The organism is Paenibacillus sp. BGI2013 (assembly GCF_002843485.1).
Taxonomy (GTDB): domain Bacteria; phylum Bacillota; class Bacilli; order Paenibacillales; family Paenibacillaceae; genus Paenibacillus; species Paenibacillus amylolyticus.
The window spans coordinates 65,309-91,790 of record NZ_PJFA01000013.1; the positions used below are offsets into that span (position 1 = coordinate 65,309).

Here is a 26,482-nt window from a genome sequence, read left to right on the forward strand (position 1 = left end):
CAGAGATGAGTACCGGACAAGGCGGTATACCCGAAAGTATTATTGAATCGGTGTTACAGCAGAATGATATTGTCGATACGGTGAGCCGATTTGTGCATCTGACCAAACAGGGGAAGTATATGAAAGGCCTCTGTCCTTTTCATTCCGAGAAGACGCCTTCGTTCACCGTTACACCTGAGAAACAAATTTTCTACTGCTACGGTTGCGGCACGGGTGGAAATGCCATCAAATTCAGGATGGAAATCGAAGGGTTATCCTTTCCCGAGGCTGTCAAAACGATGGCGGAAGAAAGTCACATCTCTATGGGGGACTGGCAAGGGCGTGAATCTGCTCATGTGAATCCGGAGACGGAACGTCTGTTGGAAGCTTATGAGCTTACCGCGAAGCTGTATCATTTTTTGTTGAAAAATACAGAGCACGGCAAGTCAGCCATGGAGTATTTACGCTCAAGAGGTTTTGGCGACAAGTTAATCGACCAGTTCCAGATTGGTTTTGCACCAAATCGTTGGGACACACTGGTACAATTTCTTGAGAAACGTAACTATCCGCTCGAAGAGATGGAAAAGGGTGGACTTCTGTCACCGCGAAATGAAGGTCAGGGATATGTGGATCGATTCCGAGACCGGATTATGTTCCCGATTAATGGCAGGAGCGGTAAGCCGATTGCATTTGCAGGACGCATATTGGGAGATGGGCAACCGAAGTATCTAAATTCACCGGAAACCCGGTTATTTAACAAAAGCCGTGTTCTCTATAATTTGCATCATGCCAAAAATGCAATTCGCAAACAAAGACAAGCCATTTTATTCGAGGGATATGGTGATGTCATCTCCGCATGGGACCAGGATATCCAGAATGGTGTAGCGGCAATGGGCACTGCGTTAACCGAGAATCAGGCACTGATGCTCAAAGGGATGTGCGACGAAGTCATTATATGTTATGACGGCGACAGAGCAGGACAGGCTGCTGCACTCAAAAACTTCCCTATTCTTGAGGAAGCTGGATTGCAGGTCAAAGTGGCTCTCATTCCCGAGGGACTTGACCCAGATGATTTTATCCGGAAGCATGGTGGTGAACGGTTCCGAAACCAGATTGTGGACGGTGCCGTGACAACTACAAAATTTAAACTTATAAACTTAAAAAAAAGCCATATACTGCTAGAGGGTGGCGGACAAATCGCCTATTCGAAAGAAGCAGTAAAGTTGATTGCACCCTTACCTTCTCCAACAGAAAGGGAAGTGTATCTTCGTGAACTGGCTGCAGAAGTGGACGTATCCTTCGAAACATTGAAGCAGGAGTGTAATGAAGAACGGGAGGCGATGAAAAATAACCTCCAGTTTGGGGATAATAACCCGAAAAGGTGGAATAATGGTAGGCAACAAAATAGGCAGGTGCCTACACCTAATCTGTTGCCGGCTTATCACGCTGCCGAACGCAAACTGATTGCCTGGATGTTGCAGGATGATGAGGCTGCCCAGTACGTGAATGAACATCTTGGTGAAGCATTTAACTTGGAGGATCATGCAGCTATTGCTGCTTATCTATATGCCTACTATGCGCAAGGCAAACCGTCGGATACAAGCCGTTTTATGTCTTCACTGCATGACGATCGCCTGGAAAAAACGGTCAGTTCAATCTCGATGATGGATGGTCCAGGTGAATGGAGTATTCAAATGCTCGATGATTGCATCAGGGAAGTGCTGAAGCATCCGCGTAAGAAAGAGTACGATTTGAAAAAAGAAGAAATGATTGCTGCAGAGCGGGCAGGTGATTCTGTACGCGCGGCACAGATTGCAATTGAAATGATTGCCCTAGAGAGACAGTGAACGTCTGATGATTAGATGTTTCTAGGGAGGAGGGAGTCGAATTATGGCGAATGATCAGCATACTGAACTAGAAACAGAATTGACACTGGATCAGGTTAAAGATCAATTGATTGAATCAGGTAAAAAAAGAGCTTCGCTGAATTACAAGGAAATTATAGAGAAACTCTCTCCTTTTGAGCAGGATGCAGAGCAAATGGATGAGTTCTATGAGCAACTGAGCGATCTGGGTATCGATGTAGTGAATGAAAACAATGAAGAGGTTACACTTCGTCCTAGTGAAGATTCCGAGAACAACACCAGAGAGGGAGAGGACGAATTCCACTTTGATGATGATCTGAGCTTGCCGCCAGGTATCAAAATCAATGACCCTGTCCGTATGTACCTCAAGGAAATTGGTCGTGTGCCACTGTTGTCGGCAGATGATGAAGTACAACTGGCTAAACGGATTGAGAACGGGGATGAAGAAGCCAAGCGTCGTCTGGCTGAAGCTAACTTACGGCTCGTTGTCAGTATCGCCAAGCGTTACGTTGGACGTGGAATGTTGTTCCTTGATTTGATTCAGGAAGGTAATATGGGTCTGATCAAAGCGGTTGAGAAGTTCGACCACAAAAAAGGATACAAGTTCAGTACGTATGCTACATGGTGGATCCGCCAAGCGATCACTCGTGCTATTGCTGACCAGGCGCGTACAATCCGTATCCCTGTGCACATGGTGGAGACGATTAATAAGCTGATCCGGGTATCCCGTCAGCTGTTGCAGGAACTTGGGCGTGAACCGACACCAGAAGAAATCGCTGCTGAGATGGATCTGAGTGTAGAGAAAGTTCGTGAAATTACGAAGATTGCACAGGAACCGGTTTCTCTGGAAACACCAATTGGTGAGGAAGATGATTCCCATCTGGGTGACTTCATTGAAGATCAGGAAGCACTTGCTCCGGCGGATGCTGCTGCGTATGAGTTGCTGAAAGAACAGCTTGAAGATGTATTGGATACATTGACTGAACGTGAAGAGAACGTGCTTCGTCTACGTTTTGGTCTGGACGATGGACGGACGAGAACGCTGGAGGAAGTCGGCAAGGTATTTGGTGTTACGCGTGAGCGTATTCGTCAGATCGAAGCCAAGGCTCTTCGTAAGTTGCGTCACCCGAGTCGTAGTAAACGACTCAAGGATTTCCTCGAATAATCGAACTATGGGAGACTTTCCGCAAGACGCTTTAGCGGCGGCGGGGTCTCCTTTATTTTTAATTTAAACGTCTTGATTTCTTGGTTTTGGAAATTCATCCTTGAAATGTTTTATTGGATTTTATTTTATCGCTTTTCCTTGTTCAATGCAAATCAATAAATTAAATGAATGGTGTAGGTGCTTCATGAAACTTTCGAATCGATTACAGCGAATACATGATCAAATTCCCGATGGCAGCCGCATGGCTGATATCGGTTCAGACCACGCGTTGCTACCAGTAGCCGCAATCCGCAGTGGGAAAGCTGCAAGTGCAGTAGCCGGGGAAGTCAATCCTGGCCCTTATGATGCTGCATGCAAACAAGTCAGCGATGCTGGCCTGAGAGAAAAAATCACGGTGCGTCGTGGAGACGGTCTTGATGTGATCTCTGCGGGTGAAGTGGATGTCATCACCATTGCAGGTATGGGCGGTGCCTTGATTGCTTCTATTTTGGACAGAGGTATATCCAAACTGGAAGGAGTCCAGTTACTTATTTTGCAACCAAATGTGGGTGAGGATATCCTCAGACGCTGGTTACTGGAGCATCACTGGGTGGTTGTAGCAGAACAGTTGCTCGAAGAAGATGGCAAGATTTATGAGATTATAACGGCGATGCCACAATCTGTAAGCCCGATTGCCAATGTAGAGGTGTATCGTGCACGTCCGCTTCAAGGCGGGGCAGAATTAACGGAAGATTTGCTGCTGCGGATGGGACCTTATTTGGTGGATCGTCCATCGGATGTATTTTTTGCCAAATGGGAAAGTGAGATCATCAAGCTGCAAGGGGTTGTTAACTCCATCTCCAAATCCGATCAGGATTCTTCCCGGGACAAGGCGGCTGAGGTAGAGCGTCTTATCGCAAACTTGAAGGAGGTTTTGGCATGTTTGCCAAAGGTCAAACTGTAATTCAACTGATGGAGCAACTCGCTCCCAAACATCTGGCTGTACCGGATGACCGCATTGGTCTCCAGCTTGGCAGTTTGCAAAAAGAAATCAGTCACGTGTTAGTAGCTTTGGATGTGACGGATGAAGTGGTGGACGAAGCGATTCGCATTGGAGCCAACCTGATTATCGCTCATCACGCCATCATTTTCCGTCCGGTTAAGTCACTGAGTACAGATACACCTATGGGTAAATTGTATGAAAAGCTGATTAAGCATGATATTGCTGTCTATATCAGTCATACAAACCTGGATGTGGCCGAGGGTGGGATGAATGACTGGATGGCCGAGGCACTTGGCATCGAGAGTAAAGAATCGCTGGAAGATGTACACACAGATCATCTGTACAAGCTGGCTGTGTTTGTGCCTCGTACCCATCATGAACAGGTTCTTCAGGCCATTCTGGAAACCGGAGCGGGGAGTATCGGTCAATACAACAAGTGCAGCTTTAACACGGAAGGTACAGGAACGTTTGTACCTGGTGAAGGGACTCAACCGTTTATCGGTACCCAAGGGCAGATGGAACGTGTGGAAGAAATGCGTATTGAGACCATCGTACCCCAAAGTCTGAGAAGTAAGGTCGTTCAGGCGATGCTTAAGGCTCATCCGTATGAGGAAGTGGCCTATGATCTCTATGCAATGGATTTAAAGGGCCGTACGCTCGGTCTGGGACGCTTGGGACCCCTTAGGGAACCTAAGACATTAGGTGAGCTAGTGGAGGTCGTGAAGACCCAATTCAATGTGCCTCATGTGCGGGTAGTAGGAGATCTGAACAAGCAGATCAAAAAAGCAGCGGTTCTTGGCGGCTCTGGCAGCCGTTACGCGCTCACTGCCCGCTTCAAAGGTGCGGATGTTATTGTGACCGGAGATATCGATTATCACACGGCTCATGATGCGTTAATGGCAGGTATGTGTATCATCGACCCGGGACATAATTCCGAGAAGATTATGAAACCAAAAACAGCGGATTGGCTTCGTTCCCGTTTGGAAGAAAAACGATATGATACGCAAGTTACGGCTTCTGAGGTAAATACGGAAGTATTCCAGTTTATCTAAAAAGACCGTTGATGTGCAGCTCCCAGTAATATTAAGCTTGTCTGGGAACCTAAATGCCTGTATACTATGTAATGTTGTTCGGAAAGCTTGACAGACAATCGCTGGTGGCCTTTGTTGCCACGAGAGGAAAGTCCGGGCTCCACAGGGCAGGATGCTGGATAACGTCCAGTCAGCGCGAGTTGAAGGATAGTGCCACAGAAATGGACCGCCGATGGCCGGATTTTCCGGCACAGGCAAGGATGGAACCGAGGTGTAAGAGACCCCGAGGAACGCTGGTGACTTCGTTCCTGGTAAACCCCATCTGGAGCAAGACCTAATGGGACACAGCCGCCTTTTCGGAGGAGGCAACCTTAGCCCGAGGTGTGTCTAGGTTGGTCGCTTGAGCTGTGCAGCAATGTATGGCCTAGATAGATGATTGTCGCTTCTGGTGGGAGGGTAGTTCCCGTATGAACCACGAAGAGCACAGAACCCGGCTTACGGTAAGCTTTCCTAACTGCAACAACAACACTATTGCAACACAATGTAGTCCACCTATCAGTCGAGGACAGCTCGTATGAATTATCCGATGGCCTGACTGATCAGAAGGACCCACAAACATCTAAAAAAACATAACTCCTGTTGATAACAGGTTCTATAAAAATAAGGCGGCAGTTCCGAGATTCTCGGGCCTGCCGCCTTATTTTTGTTTCTCATATCAAGTTATTAACCTTCATACGCTAAAGAATCGCGAAACGTTTATGACAGTTCATTACAGTGTAACAACACTGTCGGATGTTAAGGAAGCATGCCAACGTTGGATGGCGCGATCCATTCTTTCCACGGCTTCCGGAAGGAGCTCAGGGTCCGTATGAGTAAAGTTGATCCGCATGCGGTTTAACTCCGGTGTACCTGCATAGAAAGAATCACCTGGCACGATGCACACTTTCTCCTGGATACCGTAAGTGAACAGATTGCTTGCCAACATGCCTTCAGGCAGTTGCAGCCACAAGAACATACCACCTTGTGGTGAATTCCACGAGATACCTTCCCATGCTTTGGCTGCCATAAGAGTAGTCAGTGTTTTCATGCGTTTTTCATAATCCTCTGAAATATGGCGGATATGCGCATCCAGATCGAAAGATTCAAGCAGTGCATGAAGCGCTCTTTGGTCAATGCTGCTGGAGTGCAAGTCGGCACCTTGTTTGGCTCGTGCTGCCATTTTGACAATATCGGGAGCAGCCAGTATCCAGCCCGTACGAAGGCCAGGTGCTACCGTTTTGGAGAATGTACTGGTGTAGATAACGTTGGAAGGGCCGTCATAGGATACTGCATCCAGTTCTGCGAGAGCAGGGACATCCAATTGCTCCGGATTAAACCGAATTTCACCATAGGGATCATCTTCCAGAATAAGTACACCATACTTGCGGCACAGATCCACAGCTCGCTGTCTTCTTTCTCGTGACCATACTTTTCCCGTAGGATTGGAGAACGTGGGGTTAATGTAGACAAGTTTTGGACGATGCAACTGGAGTTGTTCCTCCAGAGATTCAGGCAACATACCGTGATCATCACAGGCTACGCCGTGAGATTCAGCTTGATAGGAATGAATGACTTGCAGAGCAGCGAGGTAGGTTGGTGATTCAACCAATACGCGGTCACCCGGGTCGAGAAGGATGCGGCAAACCAAGTCAATGGATTGCTGTGAACCCGTAGTGAGAAGCATGTGATCGGGTGAAGCGGGAATGCCCTTGGATTCAAGGCGTTCGGCGATTTTGGCGCGAAGAGGACGGTAACCCTCAGTCTCCGCATATTGAAGAGCGGCTGCTCCGCTCATAAATACTTTTTCATATGCAACGCGTATGGCTTCCAGCGGGAATGAAGTCTGGGCGGGTAATCCACCGGCTAGTGAGATCATTCCAGGTGCCTGAGCGGCCTGGAGCATGTCGCGAACGACAGAGGACGGGGTGTTTTGTGCCATTTTGGACCAAGGGATACTCATGTTATTCTCATCTCCTGTTATTCACTGTTATACTGATATTATAAACTATAATAGACGGACTACACTATAACAGTAAAATGAAGATCATAACAGTTGGGGGAGCACATATGCATATTGAATTAAAGCGGGGAAGCAGTACCAAATTGTACGTGCAGATTGCGCTAACGATTGCCGATCGCATCAGATCAGGACTCATCGAACCCGGAACCCGACTTCCTTCTGTGCGTAAAATGACCGCGGATTTGGGTGTCAGCCTGGTCACTGTATCCAAAGCGTATGCTGAACTTGAAGCGATTCAATTGATCACCTGCTCCCAGGGGAAAGGTTGTTATGTGAGAGGTACATTGAACGTGGATCAGATGGAGGATGTGGACCGAACGCAGCGAAACAATGCCAACAGTGAATCCAGTACGTCATGGAATTGGCAGATGGCACTGGTGGATTATTTACCGCGAGCCCAGCTCTGGAGACATTTTGATACGTCACCTCAAGTGCGGTATGAACTTCATATGTCAGCGATTCAGCCTGAACTGTTGCCTACACGAGAGATTATCGACAGCGCCTACCGACTCTCCTCTGATCATACAGAGCGTATGGCAGCTTACGGATCTTTTCAGGGGGATCGGGAGCTTAGACAGATCTTGGCCGAACACTTTGCCGAGCGTGGACTACAGGCTGCACCTGAACGCATGTTAATTACAAGTGGTGCTCAGCAGGGGATCGATCTTGTGGCACGAACTTTTGTCGGACCTGGGGATGTTGTATACATGGAGGCACCAAGCTATACCGGAGCCATTGATGTATTTACGAGTAGAGGCGCGAAGATCATTACGGTCCCGATGGATGACGAAGGCATGCGTATTGATCTGTTGACCCGATTATGTGATACCTATCCGCCCAAGCTGATCTATACGATCCCGACCTATCACAATCCAACAGGTATCACGATGAGTGCAAGAAGACGAGCACAACTTCTTAATCTCGCGCAAAGCTACCACTGCCTCATTCTGGAGGACGATCCGTTTGCAGATCTTTATTTTAGGGAACCTCCCCCGGCTTCCATTAAATCGATGGATGGGACAGGTCATGTCGTATATATCAAAAGCTTCAGCAAGGTGTTGTCTCCCGGTTGCCGTATAGCCTGCGCCATCGCAGACGGAAGTGTATTGACCCGGCTTGTGGCCGCGAAATCTACGGCGGATTTGGGGAGTCCGCTGCTTACACAAAAGGCACTGCAATCTTTCATTCAGAATCAGTACGGTGCCTATGTATCCCGATTGAGGGATGAATTGTATTCTCGCTTGTGCGCAGCATCTGAAGTGCTGGAAGAGCATGCTACTATGGGCATGCAATGGCGCTTGCCAGAGGGAGGACTCAATCTGTGGCTCCAACTTCCGAGTAACTTGGATATGCGTGAGTTGCATCATCAGTCACTTGCTGCAGGGGTCTCTTTCCTCCCTGGTTCAGCCTGTTATGTAGGGGAGATGGATACACCAAGTCTGCGTATCTGCTTCACGGTAACAAACGTTGAGCTTTTGTGTGAGGGACTTCGTGTACTGTGCCAAGTCATTGACAGAGTAACACCTGGGCAGGGTGGGACAGTGGCGGACAGGCTACCGCTCATATAATTTTTCGGACTATGGACATACATCCAATCCACTTTCGATCTGTTGCAATAGGTTATAGTATCACCAGAAAGGGAGTTGGTTTTGAAATGAACCATTACTGTCCACCGCTTTGCCCGATTGTTTGTGACCCGATCCAGGTTGTTGAGGATTATTACATCCCACAAATCGTGCCTGTAATCCACCCGATTGAAGTGATCAAAAAACATCACTGTGTTCCGATTCATCACCACATGTATCCTGTTGTTGTCAAAGAAGAAGACCCTTGCTATGTATCCAGCCATAATCCGAAGAAAAAATCCGTAAAAAAATCAAGCAAAGCCCGCACAACTTCTCGCAAACGCTAATCGCAGCGGGTGCCCCGGGGAATTGGATATAAACCAAAAAGAGCAGCGTACGCCCCGGGGCGCAGCTGCTTTTGTATTTTTTACAGATTATCCTCATTACGCTTACTGCGTATACTTTTTCATCGTATTATCCATTTGTTGTCTGACATGTTGCGGCCAGAACTGCAAAGGAGCGCTGTTGCCTGATGCGGCTTGCAGTGCCTTATAGACATCGATTTGACCATAGCCGAAATATTTGTCGTGACCTGGATCACCGAGGTCAATAACACTTTGGCGCATCAAATCCATCACTTCCGTGTTGGTCAAGTCCGGGTTCAACGAACGAATCAAACCTGCAAGTGCGGCTACATGAGGGCTAGCCATGGACGTTCCAGACAAGGCCGCATACTGATTATTTGGATAGGTACTGGCGATACTGGACCCTGGAGCCATCACATCAACATAGTCCCCGTAGTTGGAATAGGAAGCTTTGCTCATATCCGGGTCCGTAGCAGATACGGCAAATACTTCCGGATAAGCAGCAGGGTATCCTGGACGCTCTGTATTATCATTCCCCGTGGCTGCAATCAGGACGATATCCCGGTCAAAAGCGTATTTAATGGCATCATGAAGAAATTGCGCATCAGCATAATTGCCCAGACTCATGTTGATAACTTTGGCTCCATGATCGGCTGCCCAGATGATGCCTTCGGCAACGGCATATGTGGTACCAGAACCCGAGTTGTCGAGTACTTTAACCGGTAGTACCTTGTTATACCAGCTCATGCCTGCCACGCCTTCATTATTGTTGACAGTAGCGCCGATAATGCCTGCGACGTGTGTCCCATGTCCCACATCATCCATCGGTTGGCTTCCCGGCTCGACCACATTATAACCCTCAAGGAGCTTGCCCTTCAGGTCAGGATGATTCATATCAACCCCCGTATCAACTACTGCTACGATGACATCTTTGTTTCCCTTGGTAATATTCCAACCTCTGTTTGTCTCAATCGCAGGCAGGTTCCACTGATAATCGGAGAACAAAATGTCATTGGGTATCGTTACATCTGTTTGTTCAGTTACAGTATCATTGGTTAAATACATATAGTGGGGCTCCATATAAAGTGGATTCCATTTGCTTTCGAAATAACTATGCAATTGTTTGTAACTCATGTGTTCTGACCGAAAAACATACGTGTATCCCAGCTTGCGCGCAGATTGCGCTCTCAGATCGGATTTAATGATACGCATATCCCGTTCACCGGGATCTTGGCGAAAACGGATGACGATTTCATTTTCATAAAAATGACTGGCATTTGCATTATCATGTCCAGTTTTCACTGTGATTTCGTTAAGCGTATCCGGGTGAACAGACTCAATTTTGAATTTACCCTCTCGCGGATAAGGGATCATGCGCAGATTTTTGCGCTGATGTTGTTCAACAGCATTTAATACGTTCTGACTGAACAAGGCAATTACAGCTCTTTTGCCATCTTTGGAGGGTTGGCCCATAACAAAATATTTTTCTTTTCCCAAAGGAAAAGAAGAGGATTCAAAACTTTGACGTTTGTTTACCGCTTTTTTGGCAAGGTTGAGCGAATGTTGAAGCTTCTGTTGTTCCAACTTGCTTCCTTGTGTGGAGGCGTGATCAAAGGGCTTGTTAAAAGAGCCATTGGTATTCATCAGATGAATGGATCTGATATGTTCATGTGAACTTTGGAGATCATTCACATATCGGCTAACCTGAGCAGCATTCATTGTGGCGGTTTTCTCCAGCATGATACTGAGATGTTGCTTGGCATCCATACGGGTCAGAAGATCGGTTGCTTTGACATCCTGCACTTTCAGACGATGCTTACTCGTGTGCTCCTCATGAGCAGAGTCGGACAGGGCACTTGGCTTAGGTTCGGGACGATTGGATGTTGGGAGCAAAAGCGTCAGGGCGAGTGCTCCTGCACCAGCTGCAAGGGCCCAGTTAATCCATTTCGGTCTGGACATGGTGGATGGAACCTCCTTCGTTCATTTTGGACAATCATTAACAGTGCTTCGTCGTTGTCACTGGTTATATCTATCGTTAGAAAAAGCGGATATTTTTATGCAGGCGGGTTCGAGTCTAACTGCGTATAATAGGCATGTTTAACGGCAGAAGCGGAAAGCATGATTAAGGGATACCGCTCGTCATCTTTTTATGGTAGGATTATAGCTGAGAATTCAAAGGTCAGGGGAAAACCACCGTTGGCCGACCTATATGTAAGGACTTATTTAAGGGGGAGCTACCTTTATGTCAGCAGCCAATGTACAGAAAACATGTGAGTCAACTAGGGAAAAGTTAAAACCGGCTATCGATCGGATTGAAAATTTTTTGAATGAGAATGCTTTGCCTGAACTGGATCAGAATCAGACGGAAGAATCAACAGCCTTCTACAAAGGATTTCTTTCAGATCTCCGTCATTTGCTCGTTTTTTCTGAAGTTTCTTACGAAAAACTTGGCGTTGTGCTGCGTCGTGCCAACTTTGATGTCGATTTTGCCGAAAAGGCTCTTTATAATACGTATCACCAATGCGTAAACAGCTTTTTCTATCCCAAAAATGAATGTTATTCCGAAGACGGAAGATACGCTTACACAGGACAAGATGCCATTCGTTTCCGTGACAAGCCAATCCGTGCAGTACGGGATGTCATTCTTGAGGTTTCCAAAACGTACGAAGAATTGCGCGATGATCTGGCATATTATGAAAGTGATTACCTGACTCAGCGCCGTATGCAAAATCAACGGAATCACGCCTAATTAACGTTTAAACTTGAATATGAAATTGGACGAAACCGCCCTTGTGGCGGTTTTTTTGTGTTATTAGTGTGAATCGGACGAGGTGTAATCATGTCATCATCTGGCATTTTGACGGGGAATATCAGGTTTGTGGCGGGGAGACAATAGTAGTCGAGGTGATAAAAAATGAGCCAAGACAAACCAATTGTCAAATGCAGCGTCTCCAACTGCAACTTTTGGGGAGAGAACAACTTCTGCCACGCTGATGCCATCATGATTGACATCGACCAACATGCCACCCGTCGTCTGCATGAGGAATTTGCCGGTGAGACATTTGACTCCGATCACCATGATCATGCACGCACATCCTCTGCAACATGCTGTCACACGTTCAAACCCAAGTGAGCAGTCATCCCTATTCATAACGGAGGTGCTTCCCAATGAAAAATGACGATAATAAGTTTAATTTTCAGGATCGCCCTAAAATCAATGTTGACGGTGAAAAACAGCGTATGCGCGTCGATTATCCCAGAAAAGCACATCGGGAAGAATACGGGGCAGAGGTCGCTCCTCCGACTGTCGTAAGAACTGGAGGTACCGAACGGGCAGAACCTGTACCTGAGAAGCATGAGGCAGACCGGGTCATGGAATCAACAGGCAAGGTTGCGGGTTACATGGGACTTGCCTTCGGGATCGCGTCTTTGTTCATGTGGTCAATCGTACTTGGACCGGCCGCAGCCGTACTGGGTTACTATGCCTATGTGAATGGTCGTAAGACAGCGGGAGCCTGGTCCATTGGACTGGGTGTTGTAGCTACGCTGAGTTATTTTTTCATGATTCCATTCGCTCGCTAACGTGTAAAATGATTCATTCAAAAGCCTTCTGTTCTCACCCAAATGCGGTGAATTACAGAAGGTTTTTTTCGTATATGCGCAGGTTATGTGGAGAGATTCATATATTTTTTTGAAAACAATGGAACCTTGCTGTAAAACGATGTAGAATAAGGTCATAATACGCTTAATTATACGGGAGTGGGTATAACTCATGCAGATTGATCCAAGCGGATCGCGGCAGTTGTTGGAACTGCAATTGTCCAATGTGAATAACCAAACCAGTGGATCACAATCGGATGCTGGTTCAACAGTGGATTTCGCCAATGTGATGGACGGGCTGTTAGGTACGGGTGCCAATTCGACGAGCAATACAGATTCTACCGCTACGGTCTCCAAAAGATCCAGTGATGGTCTGTTGTGGCTGCAACTCGGAAGCACGTACAATCCAGATATAAATACGGCAGGATCGTCCTCTGTCTCCAATAACATCGTTGAGTCTTTATTATCTTCATCCAATACAGGAATCGTGGATTCAGATGCATCTGTACCTACGGATTATGAATCTTTGATTGCCGAGGCAAGTGCCAAATACGGTGTTCCTGAATCATTGATCAAGGCCGTCATTGACACAGAGTCCAATTTTAACCCAAATGTGGTGTCCTCTGCCGGTGCCAAAGGGCTCATGCAATTAATGGATGGCACGGCTGCAGGGCTGGGTGTGAGTAATTCATTTGATCCTGCCCAGAACATTGATGCGGGTACGAGGTATCTTTCCCTTCAGCTCCAGCGTTTCGGTGGAGAAGTGAAGATGGCACTTGCTGCATATAATGCAGGGCCAGGGCGTGTTTCACGTCTGGGCGTGTCGAGTGATAGCGAACTGATGAGTGTACTTAACCGTTTGCCTTCCGAAACTCAGAATTATATCTCCAAGGTGGAGAAGGCACAGTCGAAATATGTGATCTAAACTCACAGATAGACAGTTGTGAAAACACATGGTAGACAGGATGAGATCAAATGTGGGAGCAGAAGCGCTTGAAACGCCTGTTCCCGGTTGGTCTTTTTGTGTTGTATGGGTATCGTGTTACAATGCTCACTGTAGGTTCAAGAACGAAGAGATAAGGGAGGTCTAACCTCATTTGAAATATTTTGATTATGCTGCAACCACACCTCCCCATCCTGATGTGATTCGTACGATGGCCGAAATTATGGAGACACAATTCGGTAATCCGTCCTCCATCCATGGGTATGGAGAGCGTGCCGATCAGTTGCTGCGTCGTGCTCGATCTGGATGCGCTGCTGCAATCGGCGTTAAGCCTGAAGAGATTGTATTTACTTCCGGTGCCACCGAGAGTAACAATCTTGCGATAAAAGGTGCGGCATTACGTTATCAGTCACGAGGCAGACACATCATCACTACGGCTACCGAGCATGCCTCGGTGTACGAAAGTTTTATGCAATTGCAGCAGTGGGGATGGGAAGTGACATTAGTTCCCGTGAATTCCGATGGAGTGGTCAACGCTCAGCAGGTTGTAGACGCGATCAGGCCCGACACGGTGCTTGTAAGTCTGATGCATGTAAACAATGAAACAGGAGCCATCCATCCGATTGCAGAGATTGGCAAACAGCTCAAAAAGAAAGCACCACGGGTGCTTTTCCATGTGGATGGTGTTCAAGGCTTTGGAAAAATGAAGGCGACACCTGCCGTTTGGGGTGCAGATCTATACAGTCTGTCTGCTCACAAGATACGTGGACCGAAGGGAGCAGGTCTCCTGTATGTGCGAAGTGGAGTGGAGCTTACGCCACTATTGTCAGGAGGATCACAGGAGCAAGGCCTAAGAGCAGGCACAGAAAACGTGGCCTTGCTGGTAGGCATGGCAAAGGCTATGCGAATGGCAGCAGAAGATCAGGTTGATTTTGCCCGGCGTACAACGGTGCTCCGTGATCGATTGATGGAAACGATACGTGCCATTCCTGAATTTGAATTGAACAGTCGCCCAGAGGGTGCACCTCATATTGTACACTTCTCCTATCCCGGGATGAAGGCAGAAGTGGCGCTGCACACCTTGGAGCAACTTGGCGTAACCATATCGACCCAATCTGCCTGTTCTTCGCGTTCGGCTGAACCGAGTCGGGCTCTACTTGCGATGGGCAGAGATGCAGCTTGTGCTGTTGGCGGATTGCGTATTAGTCTTGGAGATGAACATACAGAAGAAGATGTAGCCTTGCTTGAACAGGCTTTACATCAGATGGTGGCGCAGTTGCGGCCCCTCGAAAGGCGGATGTAATGGATATGAAATATGATATGCTGCTTCTCCGTTTCGGAGAGTTTATGTTAAAAGGGAAAAATCGTGCCCGATTTGAGAAAACGATCATTACACAGGTGAAAGCTTTGCTTAAACCTTATCCAGGAGCGAGCCTTCGCAAAGAATATGGCCGTGTCTATGTGGATCTTGGCGGTGAATCACATACTGAACTGATTAAGGTGCTGAAGCGGGTATTCGGTGTGATGTCGATTAGTCCGGTTAAAGTTACTCCATCTGAGCTTGATGAGATTGTGAAAACCGCAGTTGCGTTTATGGACGAAAGGGAGGACGAATTCAAAGAAGGCACCACATTTAAGGTAAATGTAAGGCGGGTTTGGAAAGAGTTCCCGAACTCTTCCCATGAAATGAACCATTTGGTCGGTTCCCCGATCCTTCGGAAGTTTCAGCAATTAAGTGTTGATGTTCGTCAACCTGACATTGAACTGCGAGTGGAAATTCGGGATCAGGGCACCTATATTTTCAACGAAACCATTCCGGCAGTAGGTGGGTTTCCACTGGGTACGAATGGCAAAGCGATGGTACTGCTATCAGGAGGAATAGACAGCCCGGTGGCAGCCTGGTCTTCCATGCGCCGTGGACTGGAAGTGGAATGTGTACATTTTTACAGTTACCCGTTCACAAGCGAGCGCGCCAAAGAGAAAGTCATTGATTTGGCACGTGCCCTTGCTGATCATGCGGGAACAATCAAGCTGCATCTGGTTCCATTTACAGAGATTCAAACGGCATTTACCCAGCTGGGTCAGGATAATCTGATTATTACGCTGATGCGACGTTCAATGCTGCGAATTGCATCCAAACTTGCCGAGCGTGAGCGGGCACTCGCACTGATCACCGGGGATAGCCTGGGCCAAGTAGCGAGTCAGACTCTTCCGAGTATGAATGTCATTGGTCGTGCGACGGATCTGCCACTGTTGCGACCACTGGTTATGATGGATAAACAGGAGATCATTACCTTGTCCAAACGGATCGGAACGTATGACATTTCTATTTTGCCATATGAGGATTGCTGCACTCTCTTTGTGCCAAAGTCACCTTCAACCAATCCAAATCTTCGAATTGTGGATAAAATAGAATCAACAATGAGCCATCTGTCAGAATGGGTGGATCAGGCGGTGGAACTAACTGAAACGATCACACTGCACGCCGGTGAAACTTCTGTGGTAACGAATCCAACAGGAGACAATGGCATGAAGGATGACTGGTTCTAAACTCAATAAAAATTAGCATGGCTGACATAATAAGGGCTATGTTAACTGCAAAAAAGGACTGTCCGATGAAATATCGTTCAGTCCTTTGCTGTATTCAGATGAAATTGTTAGTTTAAATTAGCCTACGAATAGGAGCGCTGTTGCTCCCCGCCAGATCCCTTGTGGCTGGAACTGCTGGAGCGTTTGCGATAACCTGCAAAGACTACACCTGCAATAACCACAACGATGAAGAGAATGCGTAATGCCGGATGTTCCGTAAAGTAAGGCAAGAGTCGCTGTTCCTCAGTGATCATATTGGAAGCCGTATACCCGAGAACAATGGCTCCGACATAGATGATCCAAGGAAAGTGATTAATTAGCTTGATAAACAGGGTACTGCCCCAGACGATAATAGGTACACTAATCAGGAGTCCAAGGATGACAAGCACGAGATGCTGCTGCGCTGCTCCAGCAACTGCAATCACGTTATCTAATCCCATGGCTGCATCCGCGATCACGATGGTACGAATAGCGGTCCACAAGGAAGTTCCCGCCTGAACATCATTGTGTTCATCTCCCTGATCCGCCAATAATTTATAGGCAATCCAGATCAGAAGTATGCCTCCCACAAGCAAGAGCCACGGAACTTTAAGCAACCATAAAACAACAACTGTTGCTAAAATTCGAATCAAAAGTGCGCCGCCAGTTCCATATAGAATCGCCTTTTTCTGCACGGAAGGGTGCAAGTTTCGAGCTGCGAGACCAATGACGATGGCATTATCCCCAGCCAGAATTAGATCAATAAAGACAACGTTCAGCAAAGCCAGCCAGAATGTGGGACTAAATAGCTCCATGATATATGTCACTCCTTATATACGGTTCAATCATTAAGAATAGCATGGACAACTCCGACATACAAGTTAATGTGGGGGGATGAGGACATGGATACACTATGGCTTTTAACTGAAATTTTAATGATCAATCTGGTATTAAGTGGAGATAATGCGGTTGTTATTGCGCTTGCCAGCAAGGATCTGCCACCAATACAACGCAAAAAAGCGGTATGGTGGGGAGCTTTTGGTGCGGTACTGCTGCGTTGTGTGTTAACCTTTGTAGCGGTATTATTGCTGGGAATTCCCTTTATCCAAGCGGCAGGTGGGCTGTTACTACTCTGGATTGCAGTAAAGCTGCTGCTTCAAAATGAGGATGAAGTACATATTCGAGAAGCTTCTACGACCTGGAAAGCCATTCAAACCATTCTGATTGCCGATTTTGTAATGAGTTTGGATAATGTTTTGGCCATAGCGGCTTTGGCAGATGGAGATTTGGCTCTGATCGTCATTGGTATTGCAATCAGTATCCCCATCGTCGTATGGGGGAGTGGGTTAATTGTTGGTTTGTTGAAGCGATTTCCGATTCTTATATTCGTCGGATCAGGCATCCTGGCCTTCACAGCAGGTGAGATGGTAATGAAAGACCCCAAGTTAGGAGAATGGCTGGGAGGTATGGCATCAGAGGTGCATACGCTGCTACCCGTAGCCATGGCTTGTCTTGTGGTTGCGATTGGAGGCGCACATAAATTTGTGCGGAAGAACGCATAGTTTAATTTTGGATAAAAGCTTGAACATATGACCGTCTGAACCGTCCGGTTTAGGCGGTTTTGTGGTGAGATAATACGCTTGTCAATATAACAATCATTGGGCTGGTCATAAGTTGCACATTTTAGGGTAATACAGGTAAAGGACGCACGCAAAGTGCGACATAAAGTATAGTTTTTTGCCGAAACATCGGATACACTAGAAGCATGATTAAAGGTTTGATTATCAACAGTCAGCATGGAATGCGTATCGTTTATGAAGAAATAAAGTACATAGCCATAGTATAAGAGGTGATTTTAGATGAGGATGAGAAATGAAAAAGCGATTGGACTATTTATTGCAGCTGCGGGAATTATTATTCTGCTTGGCAAGTTTGGCGTGTTTGGATTTATTGGTCGTAATTTCTGGCCTTTGCTGATCCTGCTGCCAGGCATCGCCCTTCATGCGTTATATTATGCGCGTATTTCACCATCGTGGTCACTCGTTCCTGCCGGCATACTAACGGTGTATGGTGTTTTATTTAGTATAACGAATACCTGGGGCGCTGGACTTATGAGCAGGCTGTGGCCAGCATTCTTGCTTGGGATCGCCATAGGGTTACTCGAATATGGAATGGCTGAACGGCGAAGACCGGAATATGTGTTACCTGCAGCTTTGATCCTTGGTGCGGTGTCCATCATATTATTCGGATTTACCTTGCTGCAAACGGGAATAATCTATGTACTTGCTGTCCTTTTGATCTTGGGTGGAGTCTGGTTATTACTTGGACGAGGACGTCAAGGGAGAGGCTGGTAACATTCCCAGTGGTCTTTTCGTGCGAAATATCTTGATTTTTACCTATAATAAACTATAATATAAGGGATATAGACATGCGTCGGGATATCACCGACGCTTATTTTGTGAGTAACCTGCGAAATTGCGGGAAGTTTAAGTAGATATGATTTGAAATTGGAAAGGATATGGATACAAAACATGCATTCAAGAGAACACATTCGCAATATTGCGATTATTGCCCACGTCGACCACGGAAAAACAACACTCGTTGACAAGTTGCTCCAGCAATCCGGTACTTACCGAGATCACGAAACGGTACAGGAGCGCGTAATGGACTCCAACGATTTGGAGCGTGAACGCGGTATTACGATTTTGGCCAAAAACACGGCTATAACTTATAAAGATTACTTGATTAATATTGTGGATACACCAGGACACGCCGACTTCGGTGGTGAAGTTGAACGTATCATGAAAATGGTTGACGGTGTATTGCTCGTTGTTGATGCTTATGAAGGCTGTATGCCACAAACGAAGTTTGTACTTCGTAAAGCACTTGAGCATAACCTGACACCAATCGTTGTTGTAAACAAAATTGACCGTCCAGCGGCTCGTCCGACTGAGGTTATTGATGAAGTATTGGACCTGTTCATTGAACTGGGTGCCAACGATCAACAACTCGAATTCCCTGTTGTATATGCTTCCGCATTGAACGGAACATCCAGCATGGATAATGATCCTGCCAAACAAGATGACAACATGATGGCGATCTACAATACCATCGTTAGTCATATCCCACACCCTACCGAAAATGTTGAAGAACCACTTCAATTCCTCGTTACTTTGATGGACTACAATGAATACCTTGGCCGTATTGCCATTGGTCGTGTTAACCGCGGTGTGATCCGTCAAGGACAATCGGTAACGGTTATTATGCGTGATGGTAAGAGTAAAACTGCACGTATCGAGAAACTGTTTGGTTTCCAAGGTCTCAAACGTATTGAGACGGAAGAAGCAGGAGCAGGCGACATCGTTGCCATTGCAGGGATCAAGGACATCAACATTGGTGAAACCATTGCCGACCCTAACAACCCGGAAGCTTTGCCAGTTCTGAAAATTGATGAGCCAACACTGCAAATGACGTTCCTCGTGAACAACAGTCCATTCGCAGGTCGTGAAGGTAAATGGGTAACTTCCCGTAAACTTCGTGAGCGTTTGTTGAAAGAGTTGGAAACAGATGTTTCCCTTCGTGTTGACGAAACGGATAGCCCTGATGCATTTATCGTTTCCGGACGTGGTGAGCTTCACTTGGGTATCCTGATTGAAAATATGCGTCGTGAAGGATATGAGCTTCAAGTATCCAAACCAGAAGTTATCGTAAGAGAAGTTGACGGTAAGAAAATGGAACCTGTTGAGCGCTTGTTGATTGATATCCCTGAAGAGAGCATGGGTTCCGTAATGGAGAGCCTGGGCGCACGTAAAGCAGAGATGGTTAACATGGTTAACACAGGTAGTGGTCAAGTTCGTCTGGAGTTCCTGATTCCAGCACGTGGTTTGATCGGATATAGCACAAACTTCCTGACATTGACTCGTGGTTACGGTGTAATGAACCATGCATTTGACAGCTACGCTCCAGTAGTATCCGGTCAAGTGGGTGGACGTCACCAAGGCGTGTTGATCTCAACTGAAACGGGTACATCTACGTTCTATGGCATGATGGGCGTTGAGGATCGCGGTACACTCTTCTTGGAGCCGGGTACTGAAATCTACGAAGGTATGATTGTTGGTGAACATACACGTGACAATGATATCGTTGTTAACATCTGCAAAGAAAAACAACTGACTAACGTTCGTTCTTCCGGTAAAGATGATACGGTTAAAATTAAAACTCCGATTATCTTCTCGTTGGAACAAGCGCTTGAATATCTGAATGAAGATGAATATTGTGAGATTACACCAAAATCTATTCGTCTTCGTAAAAAGATCCTGAACAAATCCGAGCGTGAGCGTGCAGAAAAACAACGCAAAATGGCTTCAAAAGCCTAATAACAACAAAATAAACTATATAAGTTAGCATTTGATGGGCCCGGCAAGTAACGAGAGGGTTGTACAGCTAAAGTAGTGTAGGGATCAGAATCGATTCTGAAGAAGCGAAGCGCTCGCCTTTATCCACGGATTTTACCATTGAAAAATGGATCAAAAAAATCTGGGGATAACAGCGATCAGAAGAACGAGCTGAGACCGAAACGGTCACGATGCACGTACTGGCTCTCTAAGTTGCTAAAGGGAATTCCATCAATCAGTTAACTTATCCTAGCATGAACACGAAAGGAGCTGGCTGTGCATGCAAGCATGGTTCGCATCACACCCGATCGTAGCCTACATCGTCATCTTTGTATTGATTACTTACGTATATAACAAGGTGTTTCGGGTACGTCAGAAATTGCCACTTGGTAAGGAAATCGTTCTCTATATTTTGATGGCGATGGGCACATTCATGCTTCTTATTTTTCAGATCGACAAGCTGCCCATCATTCAATGTTTGCTGGTGGCGGTTGGTTTGATGTTATTAGTGAGAGTGCGTTATTTTATTGAAGGTCGTCAAAAGAAAAAAGCGGAAGCTGCCGCTCGAAACTCATAAATCCTGTCTTGTACAGACCATCCGTTTTCCTTAGGGAAAGCGGTTGTCTTTTATTTAGACAAAAACAGATGTGATAAAGGTGTTGAAGATATGAACTCAAATTCGAACGGACTGCCTCCACGGAGACAGGCACCAACGCAATCCGGTGCTTCTGGATCGAAGAATGGCAAGGGCAAGCAGCCTAAGAAGAAAAAGAGAATGAATGCTTTTGGCAGAATCCTTTTAAGTCTATTGGTTATTGCCATTGTGGTAGGCGGTGGATATGCGTACTGGGTATACAATCAAGTCGTGGATACAGGCATCGATAAACCGGTACCTCCCGGGATGTCAGCCACAACCAAACCGATCACGATGCTGTTATTAGGCACAGATAACCGTCCTGAAACTGGCACACATCTCTCGGATGTTGTTATGGTGGCTTCGTTGAATCCGGAGACCAAGACGGCAACCATTGTATCTTTGCCTCGAGACACGCGTATTCAATTGGATGGGTACAAATCCAACAAGCTGAATTCCTATTATCCAAGATTCAAAGCACAGGAAAAAACCACTGGCAAAAATGCAGAGGATCAGATGAAAGAAATGATGGGCAAGTATTTGGATGTAGATATTAATTATACAACCGTCCTGAATTTCCAGGCATTCCGTGATGCTGTCAATGCCGTAGGTGGGGTGGATGTGACTGTGGATAAAAATATGTGTTATAGAGATACAGCCGATGGTACAGATATCAATCTGGTCGCAGGCGCACAACATCTCGATGGTAAAGCAGCACTAGATTTTGTTCGTTACCGCAAATCCAATTGTAATCCAAAGACTGATGAATCCAATGACTTTGATCGTAACAAACGTCAAAACCAAGTGCTGAACTCTATGCTGGATCAGATGAAATCTCTTGGGGGCATTACAAAGATCAGCAAAGTGATTGGTGCAGTTGACAAGAATATGACGACAGATGTGGAATCGGAACAAATGAAAAACTTTATCTCAACGTATTGGAACATTTCCACTTCGGATGTGCATTATACTCCGGTTACTGGAGAGTGGAGAAGTCCATATGTGTATATTAATGAAACGGAACTCGCCAATGCCAAGCAGGCATTACAAGATACACTTTCAGGTAAAGTAACGGCTTCACCTTCAAGTGAATAACCTTCATTCTTTTGGGATTGGAAGCACGTTAATCGGTATGCTATAATAACATAAACCAAGTACAAGAATTGCATAAAGAAGGTTAGGGGGCTGGTTGAATGTCCGAAGCCGTCACACAATTAACTGAATCTCTTTTACAGCAATTCAAGAATGAGACCTTTGTGCTTCTGAGCACAGTGGATGTAGAATCCGGAGGTCCGACTTCAACAGCCATCTCCTGGATTTATGCGGAGAATGCTTCTACTTTTCGTGTAGCGATCGATCATCGTTCACGTTTAGTGAATAACATGATTACTAATCCGCTCATTACGGTAACTGTCTTTGGAGAAGAGACGGTGTACGCAGTGAACGGACGTGCTGCGGTACGACAAGATCCGCTGCTGGACGTTCCATTTAATATGTGCTGTTTCGACATTACAATTGAAGCGGTGAGGAATGCTCTGTTTTACGGCGCTCAATTGTCCTCTGTGCCTCAATATGTCAAAATATATGATCAGCGTGCTGCTGAGAAATTAGATGAGCAGGTTTTTGCTGCCATGAAAAAAGCCTAGTGAGAGATCACTGGGCTTTTTGTTGTCTTTTGTCCGATGAATGCAGCTGCTGCATTTGTTGTTTTTGATTCATGTGTTCATCCGGATTTTGACGGACTTGGACGTCTTTCGGGAGTTGAGGGATAATTCGTCCCACCATGTCAGCGAGTTCTGAAGCAAAACCCGAAATTGGGTGCCCTTGACGAATATGTTCACCAATCTCTTTAATTCGTTCAGTGACATCTGCATCAGCAGTAACGATGGAATCTATACCTTCGGGGTCTTTGCGAAGTGCTTCGGCAACAGCGTACTTAATGGTACCCACCCGAGCACGTTCCAGTTCACCATCAACATCGATGCCAACTACAGCTGTATTACCGAGTATGACGCAGTTCGCATCTTCAACACCTTCTACTTGCTTGGCAAGGGCTTTAAGGTGATTGATTCGTTTTTCATTGGGCATCCGGCCACTCTGTGCATCATCCGCAATGTTGGTATCATGGACTTCACCTGTATTCTCATTGAGACGGTCCAAACGTGAAGGATTCATCCGATCTTCCTGTGCATTGAGCATGTGAGATCCTTTCCCTTGATCTTGCTGAGTTGTTACATTTCCTCCGTAACCTTTCGCATGTGTACCTTGATTCGGCGAAGCGCTGCGTGTGGAACTGTTGCAACCTGTAAGTATAAAGATCAGAAGCAGCGTGCAAACCCATATTTTCATAAATGTTCATCCTTTCTTGGAGTTTTTCAGAATGGTTGACAATTATTTTGCCCTAGTCGAATACATTTATGTATGGGATCATGATTGTCCATGCCGCTGCTGAAAGATCACACTATTCATGCCTTTAACGACGCCGCTTTGGAGGGGATTGAATGAAAAAGATTTTTGTATTGGATACCAACGTGCTTCTGCATGACCCCAATGCCATATTTGCCTTTGAGGAACATGAGGTAATCATTCCCGCGGTTGTACTGGAGGAGATCGACTCCAAAAAAAGAAATGCCGATGAAATTGGGCGTAATGCCCGTAATGTATCCAGACTGTTAGATGGATTACGAGAGCTGGGTCACTTGCACAGTGGGGTACCTTTGGCTAATGGAGGTAACCTGAAAGTAGAGCTGAATCATCGGAGTTTCGTGAAAGTTCAGGAAATGTTTGGTGAAGTGTCCAACGATAATCGCATTTTGGCTGTCGCACTGAATTATCAGATTGAGGAGAATGAAAAGGAAGTAGTCGAACGTCAGGTCGTGCTTGTCAGTAAAGATGTACTTGTGCGTATCAAAGCGGATGTACTTGGTCTGTTCACACAGGATTACTTATCAGATCGGACGGCAGGACTCAGTGAGTTATATCCAGGTTATACGGCCCTAAAAGTTCATCCGTCAGTGATTGATGAGTTTTACACATATCGTTTTTTACCAATCAAACCGTTACAGTTGTCTTATTCGTTGTATCCGAATGAATTTGTCATTCTCAAGGATGAGATGGGAACCAATAAATCGGCTTTGCTTAAAGTGAACACAGAGGGAACAAAGCTGGAGCCGCTTTTCCTCAGTAATGATAATGTCTGGGGTATTAGTGCACGTAACGCACAACAACGCATGGCACTGGAACTGCTTTTAAATGATGACATCCCGCTTGTTACTATCACCGGTAAAGCCGGAACAGGAAAAACCTTGCTGGCACTTGCAGCAGGTCTGCTTAAGGTAGAGGATGATCATAAATACAAAAAACTGTTGATCGCTCGCCCTGTCGTTCCAATGGGGAAAGATATCGGTTATTTGCCTGGTGAGAAGGAAGAAAAACTTCGCCCATGGATGCAGCCGATATATGATAATCTGGAGTTTTTGTTTGACACCAAAAAAGCCGGAGATATCGATAAAATCCTAATGGGGCTTGGCAGTATTCAGGTGGAGGCCTTAACGTATATTCGTGGAAGATCAATACCTGGACAGTTTATCATTATTGATGAAGCCCAGAACCTGTCGCGCCACGAAGTGAAGACCATTGTATCAAGGGTCGGTGAAGGCAGTAAGATTATTTTGATGGGAGACCCCGAACAGATAGACCACCCGTATCTTGATTCTGCCAGTAATGGTCTGACGTATATCGTGGAACGGTTCAAACAAGAGGGAATCAGCGGACACATCATGCTCGAAAAAGGAGAACGGTCCAAGCTGGCACAACTTGCAGCTGATTTATTGTAAAATTCAGGGGATTTATTTCCCGGAAAATGTTGTTATTGAAGCCGGCTCCTGGAGCCGGCTTTTTGCTGAAAAAATAAGTAAGCGTTATTACACAGAACTCGATATGCTCGTATTATGCAAAAATCCGAAAAAGTGTTTTTCGGCAGGGTAGGACAAGAGTACTACTTATTTGTTACAATAATTGCTGCAGGAAAAAACTAGGTGAACAGGGAGGGAAGTTAATGAAGCGTAGACATCAGGTTGTTTTATTCGCGGTATTGCTGCTTTCGTTAACGATCTTGTCACCGAGTTTTGACTTTAGAGGTTCGCAGCTCAATCAGGAACGCGATCAGGAGAAGGATGCTTTTCCTGGGTCTTCGTCCCGTAATGAAGATGCTCAAGCTCCGCTGGAGATTGTAGTGGCCATGTCGGATGAAGAGTTTCAAGCCTTTCAAAAGATAGCCAAAGAAGTTGCTGCCTCCCAGCTGGTAGAGATTAATCTTCGGAATGAGAAGCCGGATACATATAAGCATGTTTTGGATCTTGAATTTTCACTAGGGGAGAACGGTGATGTTGTTCTGCTTGATAGTGAGGAAGTGCAATACTATGCCCAAAAAGGGTACCTGTATCCGTTAAACGGAACAACATTATCGAAGTCGCTAGGAGATACGGTAGTTGGGTTACGGGGAATGACAGAGTGGAATGGTTATCAGTGGGGAATGCCTTTTGATTTTGATCCGTACATTCTGGCTACACAATCTTCATTTCTGAAGAGAGCTGGTCTGGAGTCATTACCCCGCAATAAAGATCAGTGGGTCAAACTTACTCAACAAGCCGTTGCGGAAGGCACCCCTTTAATTACAATGAACATCAATGATATGTACGGGACAAATGCGTGGCTGAATCATTTGGAACCGAAAATGGCACCAGACCAAGTTAAACGAACACAGATAGATTCGCAAACGGGGAATCTTCAGCAGGGGATTCAGTTGATGAATCAGATTCAGCCCCTTATTAAGCTGGAGTCTACCAATTCAGAGTTCTCTCCAACTGCTGACCAGAACGGCACACCGATGGTTGTATCATTGTTATCTCAATTATTAAGTGCGGATCAAGCGAGTGCAGTTGATAAAGATTCTTTGGAGCGGATTTCTTTCGAAACCTTGGAAACCGTAAACTCCAGAAGCCTTGTTATTACTGCGGGGTCGGTTGAGGCTGAGGAGGCCAGTAGATGGATTGAAGGAATGACGTCCGCTACGACACAGCTGAAATGGTACCAACAGGTTAACCGGTTGCCCGCAAAGCAACAGGAGCTGGATATGGAGTCTGAGAAACTCGTTGGACGTTATGACATGACAAAGGGACAATCCTGGTTCCCGACCACCCAAGATGTCCCTGCTGCAACGACCGAAAGTCATGCTCTAATAACTCGTTTTCATAAAAAAGTACAACAATTCTTAAAGGGTGAAATTACAGCGAATCAATACGTAGACAGTATTAAAACAACGAATTAACTT

The 26,482-nt window shown here is 46.0% G+C and carries 24 protein-coding genes and 1 other RNA gene; 21 read left to right on the forward strand and 4 right to left on the reverse strand.

All coding sequences use genetic code 11. The features are described from left to right. Positions 1–5: 5 nt before the first annotated feature. The 5 genes from dnaG to rnpB all read left to right on the forward strand — a co-directional run bounded on the left by dnaG (position 6) and on the right by rnpB (position 5,535). Positions 6–1,826 carry a DNA primase gene (gene dnaG / locus CXK86_RS25285; protein WP_076250707.1) on the forward strand — a complete coding sequence of 607 codons (1,821 nt, stop codon included), beginning with the start codon at positions 6–8 and terminating at the stop codon, positions 1,824–1,826. Positions 1,827–1,869: 43 nt separating this feature from the next. Further along, on the forward strand, positions 1,870–3,009 hold the full coding sequence (gene rpoD, locus CXK86_RS25290; RefSeq protein WP_017687256.1) for an RNA polymerase sigma factor RpoD: 1,140 nt from the start codon (positions 1,870–1,872) through the stop codon (positions 3,007–3,009). Between the two features lie 184 nt (positions 3,010–3,193). Further along, the gene (locus tag CXK86_RS25295; RefSeq protein WP_076250709.1) at positions 3,194–3,952 is read left to right on the forward strand and encodes a tRNA (adenine(22)-N(1))-methyltransferase; all 759 of its coding nucleotides are present in this window, start codon (positions 3,194–3,196) and stop codon (positions 3,950–3,952) included. Beyond that, positions 3,928–5,043 (forward strand): Nif3-like dinuclear metal center hexameric protein, encoded by a 1,116-nt coding sequence (locus tag CXK86_RS25300; protein WP_076250711.1) that lies wholly within the window; start codon positions 3,928–3,930, stop codon positions 5,041–5,043. Before CXK86_RS25295 ends, CXK86_RS25300 begins: the two co-directional genes overlap by 25 nt. Before the next feature lie 82 nt (positions 5,044–5,125). Beyond that, positions 5,126–5,535: RNase P RNA component class A (gene rnpB / locus CXK86_RS25305), an RNA gene on the forward strand. 256 nt (positions 5,536–5,791) lie between these two features. On the opposite strand, the gene CXK86_RS25310 is transcribed toward rnpB, so the two are convergent. After that, entirely contained in the window at positions 5,792–7,021 is a 1,230-nt protein-coding gene (locus tag CXK86_RS25310; RefSeq protein WP_076250713.1) for an aminotransferase-like domain-containing protein, read from the reverse strand. Between the two features lie 107 nt (positions 7,022–7,128). On the opposite strand from CXK86_RS25310, the gene pdxR reads away from it, so the two are divergent. Together pdxR and CXK86_RS25320 are read left to right on the forward strand one after the other, a co-directional pair. Next, entirely contained in the window at positions 7,129–8,649 is a 1,521-nt protein-coding gene (gene pdxR / locus CXK86_RS25315) for a MocR-like pyridoxine biosynthesis transcription factor PdxR (protein ID WP_076250715.1), read from the forward strand. A gap of 86 nt (positions 8,650–8,735) precedes the next feature. Next, positions 8,736–8,993, forward strand: a complete 258-nt coding sequence (locus tag CXK86_RS25320; protein ID WP_036615016.1) for a hypothetical protein — start codon at positions 8,736–8,738, stop codon at positions 8,991–8,993. 102 nt (positions 8,994–9,095) lie between these two features. Here CXK86_RS25320 and CXK86_RS25325 read toward each other — a convergent pair whose 3' ends face one another. After that, positions 9,096–10,970 carry a S8 family peptidase gene (locus tag CXK86_RS25325; protein WP_076250717.1) on the reverse strand — a complete coding sequence of 625 codons (1,875 nt, stop codon included), beginning with the start codon at positions 10,968–10,970 and terminating at the stop codon, positions 9,096–9,098. Positions 10,971–11,253: 283 nt separating this feature from the next. Here CXK86_RS25325 and CXK86_RS25330 point away from each other — a divergent pair, with 283 nt between their 5' ends. From CXK86_RS25330 to thiI, 6 genes are all read left to right on the forward strand, one after another. Beyond that, a complete protein-coding gene (locus CXK86_RS25330; RefSeq protein WP_017687263.1) occupies positions 11,254–11,760 on the forward strand; it encodes a YpuI family protein in 507 nt (168 codons plus the stop codon). Positions 11,761–11,925: 165 nt separating this feature from the next. Further along, the gene (locus tag CXK86_RS25335) at positions 11,926–12,144 is read left to right on the forward strand and encodes a DUF1540 domain-containing protein (protein ID WP_074095869.1); all 219 of its coding nucleotides are present in this window, start codon (positions 11,926–11,928) and stop codon (positions 12,142–12,144) included. Between the two features lie 35 nt (positions 12,145–12,179). After that, a complete protein-coding gene (locus CXK86_RS25340) occupies positions 12,180–12,593 on the forward strand; it encodes a hypothetical protein (protein ID WP_036615008.1) in 414 nt (137 codons plus the stop codon). A 190-nt stretch (positions 12,594–12,783) separates the two neighbouring features. Then, complete coding sequence (locus tag CXK86_RS25345) at positions 12,784–13,536, forward strand: lytic transglycosylase domain-containing protein (protein ID WP_076250719.1); 753 nt, start codon at positions 12,784–12,786, stop codon at positions 13,534–13,536. A 172-nt stretch (positions 13,537–13,708) separates the two neighbouring features. After that, entirely contained in the window at positions 13,709–14,857 is a 1,149-nt protein-coding gene (locus CXK86_RS25350) for a cysteine desulfurase family protein (protein ID WP_076250721.1), read from the forward strand. Positions 14,858–14,862: 5 nt separating this feature from the next. Further along, positions 14,863–16,104, forward strand: a complete 1,242-nt coding sequence (thiI, locus tag CXK86_RS25355) for a tRNA uracil 4-sulfurtransferase ThiI (protein ID WP_076251201.1) — start codon at positions 14,863–14,865, stop codon at positions 16,102–16,104. A gap of 122 nt (positions 16,105–16,226) precedes the next feature. Here the strand turns inward: thiI and CXK86_RS25360 are convergent, their stop codons facing one another. Beyond that, entirely contained in the window at positions 16,227–16,937 is a 711-nt protein-coding gene (locus CXK86_RS25360; RefSeq protein ID WP_047843768.1) for a TerC family protein, read from the reverse strand. Between the two features lie 87 nt (positions 16,938–17,024). On the opposite strand from CXK86_RS25360, the gene CXK86_RS25365 reads away from it, so the two are divergent. From CXK86_RS25365 to CXK86_RS25390, 6 genes are all read left to right on the forward strand, one after another. Beyond that, entirely contained in the window at positions 17,025–17,684 is a 660-nt protein-coding gene (locus tag CXK86_RS25365) for a TerC family protein (RefSeq protein WP_076250725.1), read from the forward strand. Positions 17,685–17,981: 297 nt separating this feature from the next. Beyond that, complete coding sequence (locus CXK86_RS25370; protein ID WP_036614997.1) at positions 17,982–18,476, forward strand: hypothetical protein; 495 nt, start codon at positions 17,982–17,984, stop codon at positions 18,474–18,476. A gap of 177 nt (positions 18,477–18,653) precedes the next feature. Next, the gene (typA, locus tag CXK86_RS25375; RefSeq protein WP_036614992.1) at positions 18,654–20,498 is read left to right on the forward strand and encodes a translational GTPase TypA; all 1,845 of its coding nucleotides are present in this window, start codon (positions 18,654–18,656) and stop codon (positions 20,496–20,498) included. A gap of 298 nt (positions 20,499–20,796) precedes the next feature. Beyond that, on the forward strand, positions 20,797–21,093 hold the full coding sequence (locus tag CXK86_RS25380; RefSeq protein WP_036614990.1) for a YlaH-like family protein: 297 nt from the start codon (positions 20,797–20,799) through the stop codon (positions 21,091–21,093). Between the two features lie 90 nt (positions 21,094–21,183). Further along, positions 21,184–22,245 carry an LCP family protein gene (locus tag CXK86_RS25385; protein WP_076250727.1) on the forward strand — a complete coding sequence of 354 codons (1,062 nt, stop codon included), beginning with the start codon at positions 21,184–21,186 and terminating at the stop codon, positions 22,243–22,245. A 98-nt stretch (positions 22,246–22,343) separates the two neighbouring features. Then, entirely contained in the window at positions 22,344–22,796 is a 453-nt protein-coding gene (locus tag CXK86_RS25390) for a pyridoxamine 5'-phosphate oxidase family protein (protein WP_017687276.1), read from the forward strand. A 7-nt stretch (positions 22,797–22,803) separates the two neighbouring features. Here CXK86_RS25390 and CXK86_RS25395 read toward each other — a convergent pair whose 3' ends face one another. After that, positions 22,804–23,499, reverse strand: coding sequence for a YhcN/YlaJ family sporulation lipoprotein (locus tag CXK86_RS25395; RefSeq protein ID WP_076250729.1), 696 nt, complete (start codon positions 23,497–23,499; stop codon positions 22,804–22,806). Between the two features lie 152 nt (positions 23,500–23,651). Between CXK86_RS25395 and CXK86_RS25400 the strand changes: the two genes are divergently transcribed. Both CXK86_RS25400 and CXK86_RS25405 read left to right on the forward strand, forming a co-directional pair. Next, positions 23,652–24,986 (forward strand): PhoH family protein, encoded by a 1,335-nt coding sequence (locus CXK86_RS25400; protein ID WP_024628438.1) that lies wholly within the window; start codon positions 23,652–23,654, stop codon positions 24,984–24,986. Positions 24,987–25,207: 221 nt separating this feature from the next. Then, on the forward strand, positions 25,208–26,479 hold the full coding sequence (locus CXK86_RS25405; RefSeq protein ID WP_076250731.1) for an ABC transporter substrate-binding protein: 1,272 nt from the start codon (positions 25,208–25,210) through the stop codon (positions 26,477–26,479). Positions 26,480–26,482: the final 3 nt, after the last annotated feature.